This is a genomic window from Dyadobacter endophyticus (assembly GCF_014641595.1).
Lineage (GTDB): Bacteria > Bacteroidota > Bacteroidia > Cytophagales > Spirosomataceae > Dyadobacter > Dyadobacter endophyticus.
In genome coordinates this window covers 103,335-116,731 of the sequence record NZ_BMIA01000001.1, presented here as the reverse complement: position 1 = coordinate 116,731, position 13,397 = coordinate 103,335, and the positions used below count along the sequence as shown (strand labels likewise).

The 13,397-nt window shown below is 49.8% G+C and carries 8 protein-coding genes and 1 riboswitch; of the genes, 6 read left to right on the top strand and 2 right to left on the bottom strand.

Going from position 1 to position 13,397, the window contains the following annotated elements:
• Nucleotides 1-94 precede the first annotated feature (94 nt).
• The 3 genes from IEY24_RS00535 to IEY24_RS00525 all read left to right on the top strand — a co-directional run bounded on the left by IEY24_RS00535 (nucleotide 95) and on the right by IEY24_RS00525 (nucleotide 2,405).
• Nucleotides 95-361: a chemotaxis protein CheB gene (locus IEY24_RS00535; RefSeq protein ID WP_438821067.1), complete on the top strand. Its 267-nt coding sequence runs from the start codon at nucleotides 95-97 to the stop codon at nucleotides 359-361.
• Between the two features lie 253 nt (nucleotides 362-614).
• Nucleotides 615-680: riboswitch (Fluoride riboswitch) on the top strand.
• 35 nt (nucleotides 681-715) lie between these two features.
• Nucleotides 716-2,044, top strand: a complete 1,329-nt coding sequence (locus IEY24_RS00530; RefSeq protein ID WP_188927626.1) for a voltage-gated chloride channel family protein — start codon at nucleotides 716-718, stop codon at nucleotides 2,042-2,044.
• On the top strand, nucleotides 2,031-2,405 hold the full coding sequence (locus IEY24_RS00525) for a DUF190 domain-containing protein (RefSeq protein WP_188927625.1): 375 nt from the start codon (nucleotides 2,031-2,033) through the stop codon (nucleotides 2,403-2,405). The genes IEY24_RS00530 and IEY24_RS00525 overlap by 14 nt, the downstream gene beginning before the upstream one ends.
• Before the next feature lie 817 nt (nucleotides 2,406-3,222).
• On the opposite strand, the gene IEY24_RS00520 is transcribed toward IEY24_RS00525, so the two are convergent.
• Complete coding sequence (locus IEY24_RS00520) at nucleotides 3,223-5,889, bottom strand: cation-translocating P-type ATPase (protein ID WP_188927624.1); 2,667 nt, start codon at nucleotides 5,887-5,889, stop codon at nucleotides 3,223-3,225.
• A 167-nt stretch (nucleotides 5,890-6,056) separates the two neighbouring features.
• Between IEY24_RS00520 and IEY24_RS00515 the strand changes: the two genes are divergently transcribed.
• From IEY24_RS00515 to IEY24_RS00505, 3 genes are all read left to right on the top strand, one after another.
• The gene (locus IEY24_RS00515; RefSeq protein ID WP_188927622.1) at nucleotides 6,057-7,241 is read left to right on the top strand and encodes an acetate/propionate family kinase; all 1,185 of its coding nucleotides are present in this window, start codon (nucleotides 6,057-6,059) and stop codon (nucleotides 7,239-7,241) included.
• A gap of 17 nt (nucleotides 7,242-7,258) precedes the next feature.
• Nucleotides 7,259-9,667: a phosphoketolase family protein gene (locus IEY24_RS00510; protein ID WP_229221058.1), complete on the top strand. Its 2,409-nt coding sequence runs from the start codon at nucleotides 7,259-7,261 to the stop codon at nucleotides 9,665-9,667.
• 210 nt (nucleotides 9,668-9,877) lie between these two features.
• Complete coding sequence (locus IEY24_RS00505; RefSeq protein ID WP_188927619.1) at nucleotides 9,878-9,982, top strand: hypothetical protein; 105 nt, start codon at nucleotides 9,878-9,880, stop codon at nucleotides 9,980-9,982.
• A 154-nt stretch (nucleotides 9,983-10,136) separates the two neighbouring features.
• On the opposite strand, the gene IEY24_RS00500 is transcribed toward IEY24_RS00505, so the two are convergent.
• Nucleotides 10,137-12,965, bottom strand: a complete 2,829-nt coding sequence (locus IEY24_RS00500) for an RICIN domain-containing protein (RefSeq protein ID WP_188927617.1) — start codon at nucleotides 12,963-12,965, stop codon at nucleotides 10,137-10,139.
• Nucleotides 12,966-13,397: the final 432 nt, after the last annotated feature.

The following is a 13,397-nucleotide window of genomic DNA, read 5'->3' as shown; positions in this document are numbered from 1 at the left end:
ATCCATCAATGCCCTCACATCGGTCCGTATCGAGTTGAAAAAAAAGCGGCCGAGTACCTGTGTAGCTTCAACGCGCGAGACAAAATTTGTTTAAATTAATTTCAAGCAATTACTCCATTTTACCTCCCATGCCGTCGGGATCATATTAAGGGGAATGCTGGATGATGGCACCTCAGGCATGTGGGCAATCAAAAGAAGTAGCGGGATTTGTATAGTTCAAGACCCGAATCAAGCCGAATATCCGGACATGCCCCTTTCGGTGATCAACAATATGGATGTGGACTACGTCAGTGAGCTTCATCTGCGTCACCTAAGCCCGGATTGCAGAACAACTACTCAGGAATGCCGAATCGGTCATTGAGGTTAGTGTTCTGGAAGATCCTGATTATAAGGTAGCCTTGGGAAAGATTTGAGCGTCGGACCTCTGACTGTCGAAGATCCTGCATGATTCCCGAGGGCTAAAGTTCTGGTAAACCGGGTTCCGTCTTGCGAGCGGATAAAACTGCCTGGAATTTTGGTTCAGGTTGTGGCTTTAACAAGCCTGTGACTGCTGGAAATGATAATCTTTACAGCTCCTTCTTTGGATGATTGTGTATTATATCGTTATTTTGCGTATCAATACAGGAAATGGTGTCTTCCTGCTGGAACCGCCCGATTGGGATGATGGCGCCTATTAGGATCAAAATTATTTTGTTCATCTAATAGGTATATACATATGTCAGCACCACGTTTTCGGCTTCCGCGTCCTCTTGCTTTTCTTTTCTGGAAAAACCCCATTATTTTTTTTCTGATTAAGTGGCTTCTGATCTCTGCCCTGATCGGCATTCTGGTCGGCTCTGCGTCTGCGCTTTTTTTGGTATCGCTGGATTGGGCGACCAGTTGGCGTGAAAGCTACCCTTGGGTGATCTGGTTACTGCCGGTTGCGGGCTTTGCGATTGGATGCCTGTATTATTACCTGGGCAAAGATGTGGAAAGGGGTAATAATTTGCTTTTGGAAAACATCCACCATCCCTCTAAGATCATTCCCCTGAAGATGGCCCCACTTGTGCTGATCGGAACAATTGCTACACACCTGTTTGGCGGATCGGCAGGTCGTGAGGGGACGGCACTGCAGATCGGGGGCTCGATATCAGACCAGTTCACCCGGATCTTACGGCTTCGCCCGCGGGATAGGAAGCTGATCCTGATTGCCGGTATCGCAGCAGGATTTGGTTCGGTATTTGGCACGCCATTGGCCGGTGCCATTTTCGGACTGGAAGTATTCCTGCTGGGCAGGCTACAATATGATGCATTGCTTCCCGCGTTTGCAGCCTCTGTGTTTGCCGATTTGACCACAAAGGCCTGGCAGGTAGGTCATACGCACTACCATATCCCGTACATCCCGGAGTTATCGGCAGCAAATGTGTTGTATGCGGTGATCGCCGGTGCGATTTTTGGCATGTGTGCCGTCGTATTCAGTGGTCTTACCCATAGTGTGGGCAGCTTCCTCAAAGGAAAAATTGCATATCCCCCACTGCGCCCGGTCGCAGGAGGGATCATCGTAGCCATCGCCGTATTCGGACTTGGGACGACCAAATACATTGGTCTGGGGATTCCGACGATTGTCGCATCTTTTAACGAAAAGCTTCCTGCTTACGATTTTGTACTGAAAATTCTGTTCACCGCGGTTACTCTTGGGGCAGCGTTCAAGGGTGGCGAGGTGACCCCATTGTTTTTTATCGGCGCAGCCCTGGGCAATGCCCTATCTTATTTTGTCCCGCTACCTGTTGGGCTTCTGGCAGGGATGGGGTTCGTCGCGGTGTTTGCGGGAGCTGCCAACACCCCGCTCGCCTGCACCATTATGGCCATCGAACTATTCGGCGTGGACTGTGGTGTATATGCGGCAATAGCTTGTGTAATCGCTTACTTCTTTTCCGGGCACCGAGGAATTTACGGGGCGCAGGTTATCGGCCAATCCAAGCACATGGTCTACCGTCAACACGAGGGGGAAAGCGTTAGTAATCTTCAAACCAACCCTAAAAAACTAGCTCATGAAAAACGCTGATACTCCCTACTTAAATACGATCAGGATTTATATATGTCAAGGTCAAAAAGTGCCTAACACTTCATTTTGGAAACGTTTTCTGGGCGATAATTTGTTATCGACAGCTCTTCTGAGGCGTGCCAAAGAGGCCGGACTGCGACAAGCCTTCATGCTGCCGGTCAAAGCAGGATTCCTAGGAGACGCAAGGCTTGTATTCGGCGTGATGGAAATAAACCCGCCCGACCTGCCCGTTTGTATTGAAATCATTGATGATCCTGGCAAGATCCGGTTGTTTATCACAGAAAACCGGAACTTGCTGGCCTCAGCCTTCGCCGTTACAGAGAACACAGAAACCTACCGGGTAGTTAGCCGGCCTGACTGATCCCGGCTATCTGCATTTTACAATTTTTGCTCGCTCGGCACATGCTTTTTCTGGCAAGGCATGTGTTAAGAGCCGTGGCTTGCATCCGTTACGCTTCCAAAATACTGCTCATCTGCATTTAAGCACCTTCAAAAAACACATAAACCATTGTTATAAGACATCGCAAACAACATGGAAATATTTTTATCCTTTTTTCAATCCTAACCACACTGGCTGCGGCCTTTTCCTATATTAATATCCGTTTTCTCAGACTACCATCGGGGATCAGCCTGATAGAGCTTGGAACATCGTCTGCTTGGGCTGTAATTGCGACCGGCCACTTCTCGGCTGGCTTTGCCGGTATGGTCAAAGAGCAACAGGCGCTGATTGATTTTTTAGAGTTTTTGCTGGGAATGTTATTGAGCTTCGAAGCATTAGAACAACGATGCTTTACTGGCGAGTGAGAAAATCGAGAATCAGTGAAAATGTGGGAAAATTAAGGGATGGGCTATTCTCACCTTCCGGCTCATTGCTGCAAAACTTAAAGGTCGAGGGACCGCAATCATTCGAACAACAGAGTCGCAAATGCAAATTGCGATCCTGGTGTTCTGAAAAATCCTTGTAATATTGGCCATCTTTGCGCTGCCGAATGGGACTTATCAAGCTTTCAAAAGTCAAATGATGCTACAATCTAGGTACCAATTAAAGTTTACCCGTTTCAAAAAGTCGGAAGATAACGAGTCCTTTTACTCTTAGAGCATTCGGATGTTCGTCTCAAAATTCTCGCTCGCGAGACAGCACCACCTTCCAGTGTCATCATCCAATAGCTCATTCAGCGCTAATGTAACTTTCCCGAAGAGAAAAACCTTACTGACTGGATAATCAAAAGCGGAAACAGCCCCGCCGCCAATATCAGTCGCAAAGAAAGCATATCCAGATCCTGCAATGAGAGCATTTGTTTTATAAAGGGAATGTAATACGTTGCTAAAAGGATCAGGATACACAAAGCATGTGCATGCCAAATGAATTTGTTTCGGGTGATTTCGTTGCCAAAAAACTTTCCTTTCCCTGAATAAAGGTTGAAAACATGCAGCAACTGCGCCAGCGACAAAGCGTAAAAAGTAACCGTGTTGCCTTCCTGATGACTCAATCCCAGCTGACTTGTCCCAAACCAAAATGCGCCTAAAACACAGAGCGTCATGACCAGCGCATAATACACGATCCTGCGCCAGTCTTTCAATTCGAGAACCGGCCTTTTCGGATCTCTGGGCGGGAATTGCATTAATTTAACATTCTCTTTACCTACACCCAATGCAAGAGCCGGGAATACATCTGTGACGATGTTGATAAAAAGGATTTGCAAGGGCAGCAACGGATTGCCTACATTCAAAAAACCTGCAAAAGTGACGACGAAAATCTCGCTCATATTACAAGAGAGCAGGAAGACAATGAACTTTCTGATATTCTCGAAAATGACGCGTCCCTGGCCAATGGCTTTCACAATAGATGTAAAAGAATCATCCTTTAAGATCATATCCGCGGCCTCTGCGGCCACGGCCGTGCCCCGCAGGCCCATGGCAATGCCTATGTCGGATTTTTTCAGAGCCGGTGCATCATTCACCCCGTCGCCGGTCATGCCGACGATGTCGCCCTGCTTTTGGTAAAAATCGATCATATCCAGTTTTTGAGCAGGATTTACCCGCGCGAACACCTGGCATTTCAGCATTTTTTCCTGATCGGTTTTGCAAGAAAAATTAAACGATTGAAGATCCTTTCCTGTCAAAACCAGCTGCTCATCCGGTTGAACCAGATTGACTTGCTTGGCAATGTTCAAAGACGTCGCGGGATGATCGCCCGTTACCATAATCACCTTAATGCCAGCATCATGGCAAGCCATCAGGGCTGGCGTTACTTCTTTTCGCGGCGGATCGAGGAAACCAATAAGTCCGAGGTAAATCAGCTTCTCTTCCTTGGTGAAATCCGCCGAAGGCATTTGCGCTGACTCGCGGTAGGCAAAGGCCAGCGTACGCAAACCGTCGGCAGCCATGCGCTCGGAAATTTCAAGTTCGCTTTTCCTCTCGGTATCATTCTTCCAATGGCACAGTTCAGATACTTCCTCCACAGCACCTTTCACAGCCACATAATAGGTCGCCGCTGACTCGTGCAGCGTGGCCATGATGCGCGTATCCGAGCTGAATGCTTCCTCGGCTTTTCTAATGTAGTTAGAACCTAAATCTTCCAAATCGACTCCTGCGGCCTGGGCGAATCGCAATAGCGCAATTTCAACCGGATCACCTATTTGCTTTCTGTTCGAATGCCCGGAAGTCAGTTGGGCATTGTTAGCCAACGCCCCTACCCTCGCCAACAATGCAAATTCTCTAGAATTGGAAAGTCCTGTGTCTTCACCTGTTAGCTCCATCGCCTCGTCCCCGGCTTTTTCCGGGTGCAGGATCACCGATAAATCACCGGCCGGAAAATGAAGCTGACGCACTTCGATTTTGTTTTGAGTCAGCGTGCCGGTTTTATCCGTAAAAATAACATTGGTCCCTCCCAGCGTTTCAACTGCTGAAAGCCGTTTGACAATCACCTTCTTTTCGGCCAACCTGAGCATTCCGTAAGCCAGCGCGACCGTGGCGACAACCGACATTCCTTCCGGTATGGCTGCAATGGCAAGTGCAACCGCCGTTTCTATCAATTGCTTGGTTTCTTCGCCACGAATCAGCCCCACTACCAAAAACAACATCGCTAAACCGATCGTGATCCAGATCAGCACTTTGGCTAGCGAATCGAGTTTGGCTTCGAGCGGCGTCGCGGTACGTTTCGCCTGCTGGACCATCGTCGCGATTTTGCCCAGTTCAGTTGCCTGTCCAATGCCGGTAACAATGGCTTTCGCATTCCCGTTGGTGATCGCCGTTCCTTTGAATAACCGGTTATGCTGGTCACCCAAAGCCGCCTCCGCGGCCGACGGATCAACGCCCTTGGCAGATGGGACTGATTCGCCTGTCAATGCCGATTCATCGACTTCCAGCTGGTTGGTCTGGACGATGTTGGCATCCGCCGGGATCAAATCGCCTGCTTCAAGGACCAAAATATCGCCCTCTGTGACGCGCTCGGAAGGGATTTCGTCGATTTGCCCATCCCTCAACACTCTCGCCGGCGTGGTATCGAGCTTGCGGAGCGCCTCCATCGACTCGCGCGCGTTGTATTCCAATATGAAGCCTGTTGCTGCATTGATGATGATGACGGCAAGTACCGCGAAGCCTTCAATGGTGTCCCCTAACCAAAATGATACGATGGCCGCAACCGCCAATATCCACACGATAAGGCTATTGACCTGCCTCAGCAATATCGACCAAAGGCTCTCAGGCTTTTCCCGGCTGAGCTCATTGAGGCCCAAACGCTCGTTCCTTGCTGCCGCCTCCGCAGTAGAAAGCCCTTTTGTAATATCCGTTTGGAGCGCTTCCGCCAATTGCTGCGCACTTATTTCCTGAAAGGATTTCGACATAGATTTTCATTCAAAAACATGTATTAAACCACTCGTTGCAAAATGCGTGCTACCTAATGGAAAGACGGTGTTGATACTCATTTCAAAAGATGATCCTGATCACCATTCTGCAGGCTCGATAATAGTAACTTGTATGAAACACGATCCGATGAAAAGGCTTGATCAATATGAACACGGAGAAATCACTGCTTATCATCAATGGAGGCTCATCAAGCATCAGGTTTGCCTTTTATCGGGTAGCTGAGGCGGCGTTTACATTATTGCTTAAAGGGAAGCTTTATAACATAGGGAACAACACTACTGAGCCCGTTTTAACTACGAATACTTCTGAAAAGCCCAAAAACCTGCGCGTCCGGGAGAACACCTTTGAACATGCCGCACGGTTTCTGGTAGAATGGCTGGAAAATCAGCAAGAATTTCCCCAGGTTTCTACCGTCGGCCACCGGATCGTTCATGGGATGGAACAGACAGAACCGCAGGAAATAACGCCTGAATTATTAGCCTATCTCAAAACGATCAGCCCTTACGATCCCGAGCATTTACCGGAAGAGATTAAGCTGATCGAACTTTTCAGCCAACGCCATCCTGCATTAAAACAAATCGCCTGTTTTGACACTGCATTCCATTCAAACATGCCCGCCGTCGCAAAACGGTTGGCTATCCCCCGTCGGTTTAGCGAGAAGGGTCTACATAGGTACGGCTTTCACGGCATTTCCTATGCATATCTGATGCAAGAACTGGAACGCCTGGCAGGCAAAGAGGTTGCTAGCGGGAAGGTTATACTGGCACATTTGGGAAACGGAGCAAGTGTGGCTGCTGTAAAGGAAGGCCGATGCCTCGATACAAGCATGGGCTTTACCCCGGCCTCGGGCCTGATGATGGGAACCCGCAGCGGAGATATTGATCCGGGGATTGCCTCGTATATGATACAGTTTGAAAAGCTTAGCGCTAAAAAGTTTAATCACCTGGTCAACCATGAATCGGGACTGATCGGCGTATCTGAAACAAGTTCGGACATGCAGGAATTAATGCAGCTACAAACAACCGATCACCGCGCCGAAGAAGCAATCGCGCTTTTTTGCTATCAGATAAAAAAACACATCGGCTCTTTCGCTGCTGTGCTGGGAGGTGTCGATAACCTCGTTTTTTCGGGAGGTATTGGGGAAAACATCCCGCAGATCCGCAGCGAGATTTGCAAGGATCTTAGTTTTCTGGGCATCGGTCTGGATGAAGAACGAAATCGAAAAAATGAGGCAATTATTTCGGACATCGCTGACAAAGTGACTGTCCGGGTGATTGCTACGAATGAAGAATTAATGATCGCAAGGCTCGTCAGCCAGGTTTTAAATTAAGTCATTAAACAATAAGGATGATGAAAATGCAAGATGTTGATATGGGGGTGAAAACTCTATCGCCCGAACTGTTAAGGAAAATGAATGCTTACTGGCATGCGGCTAACTATTTGTCGGTCGGCCAGATATACCTGTACGGCAATCCGTTGCTGAAAGAGCGATTGACGCTCGAACATATCAAACCACGGCTGCTCGGCCACTGGGGCACGACGCCCGGACTGAATTTTATTTACGTCCACCTGAACCGTATTATCAAGCAATATGACCTGAATGTCATCTACGTAGCAGGTCCCGGCCACGGCGGACCCGGACTGGTGGCCAATACCTATCTCGAAGGCACTTACAGCGAGGTTTACCCAGATATTTCAGAGGATGAAACCGGAATGCAGAAACTTTTCAAACAGTTCTCCTTTCCAGGTGGCATTCCCAGTCACGTGGCGCCGGAAACGCCTGGATCCATCAACGAGGGCGGGGAACTCGGTTACTCACTTGTACATGCATTCGGGGCTGTTTTTGACAATCCGTACCTGATCGCTGCTTGTGTGGTGGGTGACGGCGAAGCCGAAACCGGGGCACTGGCCACGAGCTGGCATTCCAACAAGTTCCTCAACCCGGCCCATGACGGCGCAGTACTTCCAATCCTGCATTTGAATGGTTATAAAATCGCTAATCCTACTGTGCTGGCACGGATTCCGAAAGTGGAATTAGAGCAGCTTTTCCGCGGATATGGCTACAATCCATATTTCGTGGAAGGCGACGATCCGGAAACCATGCACGAATTGCTGGCTTCGACTTTGGACATTGTCGTGGAAGAAATCAGGCAGATTCAAAGTGCTGCGCGGGTTTACGGGTTCAAAGAACGCCCTGCCTGGCCGATGATCATTTTCCGCACGCCCAAGGGATGGACGGGCCCTAAAACCGTGGACGGCCTGCAAATTGAAGGCACCTGGCGCGCGCATCAGGTGCCATTGGCCGAACTGGCTACCAAACCTGAGCATGTGCAAATGCTGGAAACGTGGATGAAAAGCTACCATCCTGAACTGCTTTTTGACGGAAATGGAAAGCTGGCTGGCGAACTGGCCGAACTCGCCCCGGCAGAGAACCGGCGAATGGGTGCCAATCCGAGTGCCAATGGCGGCTCGCTTCTGGTAGATTTACAAATGCCCGATTTCCGCGCGCATGCCGTGCCGGTGCCCTCGCCTGGAAACAGTAAGGCCGAAGCGACGTCGGCCATGGGTGAATTTCTGAGGGAGGTGATGAAAGCAAACTGGCACGAACGGAATTTCAGGATATTCGGGCCGGATGAAACATCCTCCAACCGGCTTTCCCATTTATTCGACATTACCGACCGGACTTCCACAGCGGAAATTATTCCGGGCGACAACCATATTTCGCCCGATGGCCGCGTGATGGAAGTTTTAAGCGAACATCTTTGCCAGGGCTGGCTGGAAGGTTACTTGCTCACCGGCAGGCACGGGCTGTTTTCCTGCTATGAGGCATTCATTCACATTGTGGATTCGATGTTCAACCAGCATGCAAAATGGCTGAAAGTTTCCCGGGCCCTACCCTGGCGCAAACCGATCGCCTCGCTGAATTACCTGCTTACCTCGCATGTATGGAGACAGGACCACAATGGAAACAGCCACCAGGATCCCGGATTTCTGGATGTTGTGGCCAACAAAACAGCGGATATTGTCCGCATTTACCTGCCACCGGATGCCAATACGCTGCTTTCGGTGACTGATCACTGTCTCAGAAGCCGGGATTACATCAACGTGATCGTCGCTGGAAAACAGCCTGAAATGCAATGGCTGGACATGAATGCGGCTGTAAAACACTGCACGGCCGGGCTGGGAATCTGGAAATGGGCCAGCAACGACGAAGGTTTCGAGCCCGATGTGGTGATGGCCTGCGCCGGAGATGTACCCACGCTCGAAACGATCGCCGCCGTTCAAATCCTGAGGGAACATCTACCGGAAATTAAAATAAGGGTGATTAATGTAGTGGACCTGATGACGCTCCAACCCGAAAGCGTGCATCCACACGGCCTGAACGACAAGGATTTCGATATCCTTTTCACCAAGGACAAACCCATTATTTTCGCATTTCACGGCTATCCGCTATTGATCCACCGCCTCACCTACCGCCGAACAAACCACAAAAACCTGCACGTTCGTGGTTACAAAGGCGAGGGCACGACCACCACACCTTTCGATATGGTGGTACTCAACGACCTGGACCGGTTCCATCTGGTGAGCGACGTGATCGACCGCTTGCCCGACCTAGGCTCAAAAGGTGCCTATACCAAACAATATCTCCGCGACAAGCTGATCGACCACAAAGCCTACATCGAAATGCACGGAGAAGATATGCCTGAGATTTTGGAATGGAAATGGAATGCGGATCCTTCAATGTATCCGGTTTAAATGACTGTTGAGAACAAAATGCCAGTCTTCAAGCCAAACAAAGCCTTGATTTAGATGGGTAGATTGACAGGCATACCCAAATAGAGAGAAAAATGAGCTGCTTATCGGGCTTAGCGAAACGCTCGATTTGCAATTTTTATACAAGCAGACTCGCGAGCTGTATGGCAAAACGGGAATCCATCAATTGATCCCTTCGTTTCCTTCAAATTGATGCTGACAGGCTATCTGGAAAATATCACATCTGATCGTCGTCTGTTAGACCATTGCTCAATGCGGATGGGTATTCTGTACAAGCAAGTAAATTGGCCGAAGTAAATTCTCCGGCCAAGGTTAACCACTATATCTAAATGCGCCCCGGTGCATGACCGAAGTGCCAGATCGCCCTACGCGCAATCCATTACAATTACCTGATTTTAAAAAACCTTATCGATCAAATTAAGTACAAACTATTCCTACCAGGCACCTTTCATTACTGTTTAAGTAGCTTGATGACTTTGCTTACCCCACCCATATGCAACCTGATTAAATGCAGGCCAGGGCGCAGCGTCTGACCGACCAAGGTTCCGTCTTTCCCCTCGCCACTTTCTACTTTCCTGCCTACCGAATCATAAATTTCATAGGTAAAATCAGAATTTGCTCTGATCTGGAAAAGTTGGGAAGATGGATTAGGATAAACCATTGCCCTTCTCTCAAATTCTACCAGTTCCGGACCTGCCACCCGAGAAGCGCTTGCCGTACTTACCTGTTCGAGCCGGAATTGCTGGTTGGTTGCATTGTTACAGGCCCATTGCTGAATGAGGGCTCCATTAGCCACCGAAGCGGCTGCCACGTCGAGACATTTACCGCTATGCCTGGCCTTGATCTGGTAATAGCCGTCTCCGACATCAATCAACTGAAACTGCTGGTTGGTGCCTGCGCCAGCTGTCCACTGCTGCACTTTCGCGCCGTCATTCAGGGAAAACCCACTAATGTCCAGGTTTTTGCCACTATGAACTACCTTTAAAGTATAGTACCCGCTTCCGTCGGCTGTCACTACCCAATGCTGGTTAGAGCCGCCATTGCCAGGCCATTGGTCTACCTGCGCCCCATCAGCAGTCGACGCGCCGACGAGGTCCATCAGTTGATTGCTGTGTCTTGCGATAATGCGGTAGGTTGCTCCCGAAATAACCGAAGAAGAATTTTGTATATCTCCGTAAATAATTCCCCGGCCGGTTCCTCCCAGGTACAACCTGCCGTACACACGCGGATCGCCGGTAATGGTGGTAACCGTGCCATATTGGTGCTGGGCATCGTTTATACGCGTCCAGCTGGCACCACCGTCGTCCGAACGGTAAAAGCCGGCAGTGCCGTTCACCGTACCGACGATAAAAACCGCAGGATAGGTTTTGCCGGGTGCTGCTTTTCCAAAGGAAACTGCCGTAGCATTTTGTGCAGTGCTCACTTGGGCAAAAGTGGTGCCGGAGTTCGTAGAACGATACACACCGCTGGGATTAGCGAGCCAAATGTCACCTTCCGAGCCAAAAACGGTCCGAATTCTGGTTAACCACGCCTGATAGTCGGGAACCGCCGGCAGTCCGGTAGCCTGTATGGAAAAGGAAGCTCCTCCGTTGGTACTCACCCAAATCCTGCCATTCACAGGGTCGTATGCATAAAATTTCTGGGAATTCACGCGGTCGGATGTGGGCTTTAAATTAGCCGGCACGCCACCGCAGGCGGTCCAGGATGTTCCGTGGTTGGTAGAAAAATACAACCCGGAAGCGCCCTCGGGAGCCCACACCAGTCTGTTGCCATCGGCGGAAACTGCGATATTGCCCCCACCGGTTGTTCCGGCTGGTGCGTTGGCAAAGGACGTCCAGGTACTGCCGCCATCGGTAGAATAGGAGCCGTACTTACCACCAGCATTGTTGTAGGTACGAGCCATAAAACTGGGAACGCTCTGCGCAAAATCGATACTGAGGCTGGTGCCATATTGAGGCGATAAGCGACCGGCCGCCGGCGAAACATCCAGGTTGTCGTGTTTGAAACCGTCGATATCACCCAATGCGCTCAAAAGCGGAGCACCGGCAGGCGGGCTGATCAGTTCCAGGGCGGCAGTTTCTTCCAATCCTTTGTTTTGAAATATCCAATTGGTCGGGCTCGTGCCGAGATTGTTCGAGTTGTATACTCCGTAACCCGTTACAAACCAGGCATTATTAGCATTAAATGGATCGATCTCTACATCACCCAACCAGTGCGGATTCATGGTAGCCGCATACGGAGCTAAGGAATGATCCCATGTAGCGTTGGTCAGCAGGCCGGTCCAGTTGCTGCCGCCATCTGTCGTGCGAAAAACTTCATCGCGTGGCCACCAGCGGTCCATAGTGCTTACGATCACATGATTGGCATTTTGTGCATCTACTGAAATGCCCCCGTAGCCCCCCTGTCCGGACGGTGGGGATATATTCGTCCAGGCATTGCTGGCCGGATTCAGCTTCCACACCGCCCCGGCACCGACGTTATTCGGGCCGTTGGCGTCAGAATAGGACAGATAAATAATGCCATTGGAAGCCCGAGCCGCCTGATGTGGCATCAGATTGGTTGGCTGGCCGGATACAGCCGTCCAGGTAGCTCCTCCGTCGGTACTTTTGTATAGGTTGGTACCTGTCTGCATGACGCCCACGTAGATAGTTTTCGTCGCTGTTCCGGACGAACTACTGCTTTTATCAAAAAGCACAAAAGAAATACCACCAGAACCAACCGGACTGGAGCTGACCGGAAAACTACCGACTTTACTCCACGTAGATCCGTAGTTGGCGCTTTTCCAAAGCCCGTCTGTACTGGAACCCAGGAAAAGGGTGCTCCCCAGGTTCGGATCCACTTGCAGGCGTTCACCGGCTGAGCGCCCGTTTTCATTCCCCCCGAGTTTAATCGATAGGTTATTACGTGTCCACGTCGCCCCTCTGTCGGTTGAGGAATACACAGCACCTGTTGCACCCCAAGACTGCGTGTAAAGGCCGGTGGCCATATACACCCGATTGGCGTTAGAAGGATCGGTCGCCATGCTGACCACGCCAAAGTCATCGCCGGAAGCGAAGCTATCCGAGAGCGGTATCCATATTTTATTGGCAGCATCCCAGCGATAAGCTCCCCCTATGTCGGTGCGCGCATAGATCAGGTTTTGCTGAGTAGGACTATAAATAATGCCCGTCACAAATCCTCCACCCAGCATCTGAACGTTTTTCCATTGGTAGGTCTGAGCAAGCAGCGTGGATGCCGAAAGAAAAGTCAGCCAGCAACTAACCAGTAATGACAACTTCATAACCGGCCAGGCTGTTCTACCACTATTTTGGTTCACATGGCGAGCTCCTTTGCGGAACCGCGAAAATTTCCCATACTGGCCTTGATTTTGGATCAGCTGACAGCCGTGTGTTGGTTTCATTGCGTAAGTTTTGTCCATATTGCATGCATGTGTTTAAGTGATTGCTAAAATAGTTCTGATGAACCGCAGCTTTGGCTTCATGCCCATTCCTAAGGCCTATAGTCTGGAGGTCGGCGCGTTCATGCCCAATGTAGGGCAGTACAATAACAGGGATTTCTTGCACCAAAGATAGATCGCCAACAGACTATGAATGGGTACGGAATAGTCCAAATGAAGGGAGTAAAAAGTCCAAAATGGTACTAAATAGTTAAAAAATGGAAAAAAAATAATTTCTCAACAGAGGCGACTCATAAAAACCGCATACATTCGGAT

Coding starts and splice junctions, on each gene's coding strand:
- IEY24_RS00530 (WP_188927626.1), top strand. CDS start 716: ATGTCAGCACCACGTTTTCGGCTTCCGCGTCCTCTTGCTTTTCTTTTC.
- IEY24_RS00525 (WP_188927625.1), top strand. CDS start 2,031: ATGAAAAACGCTGATACTCCCTACTTAAATACGATCAGGATTTATATA.
- IEY24_RS00520 (WP_188927624.1), bottom strand. CDS start 5,889: ATGTCGAAATCCTTTCAGGAAATAAGTGCGCAGCAATTGGCGGAAGCG.
- IEY24_RS00515 (WP_188927622.1), top strand. CDS start 6,057: ATGAACACGGAGAAATCACTGCTTATCATCAATGGAGGCTCATCAAGC.
- IEY24_RS00510 (WP_229221058.1), top strand. CDS start 7,259: ATGATGAAAATGCAAGATGTTGATATGGGGGTGAAAACTCTATCGCCC.
- IEY24_RS00505 (WP_188927619.1), top strand. CDS start 9,878: ATGCTGACAGGCTATCTGGAAAATATCACATCTGATCGTCGTCTGTTA.
- IEY24_RS00500 (WP_188927617.1), bottom strand. CDS start 12,965: ATGAAGTTGTCATTACTGGTTAGTTGCTGGCTGACTTTTCTTTCGGCA.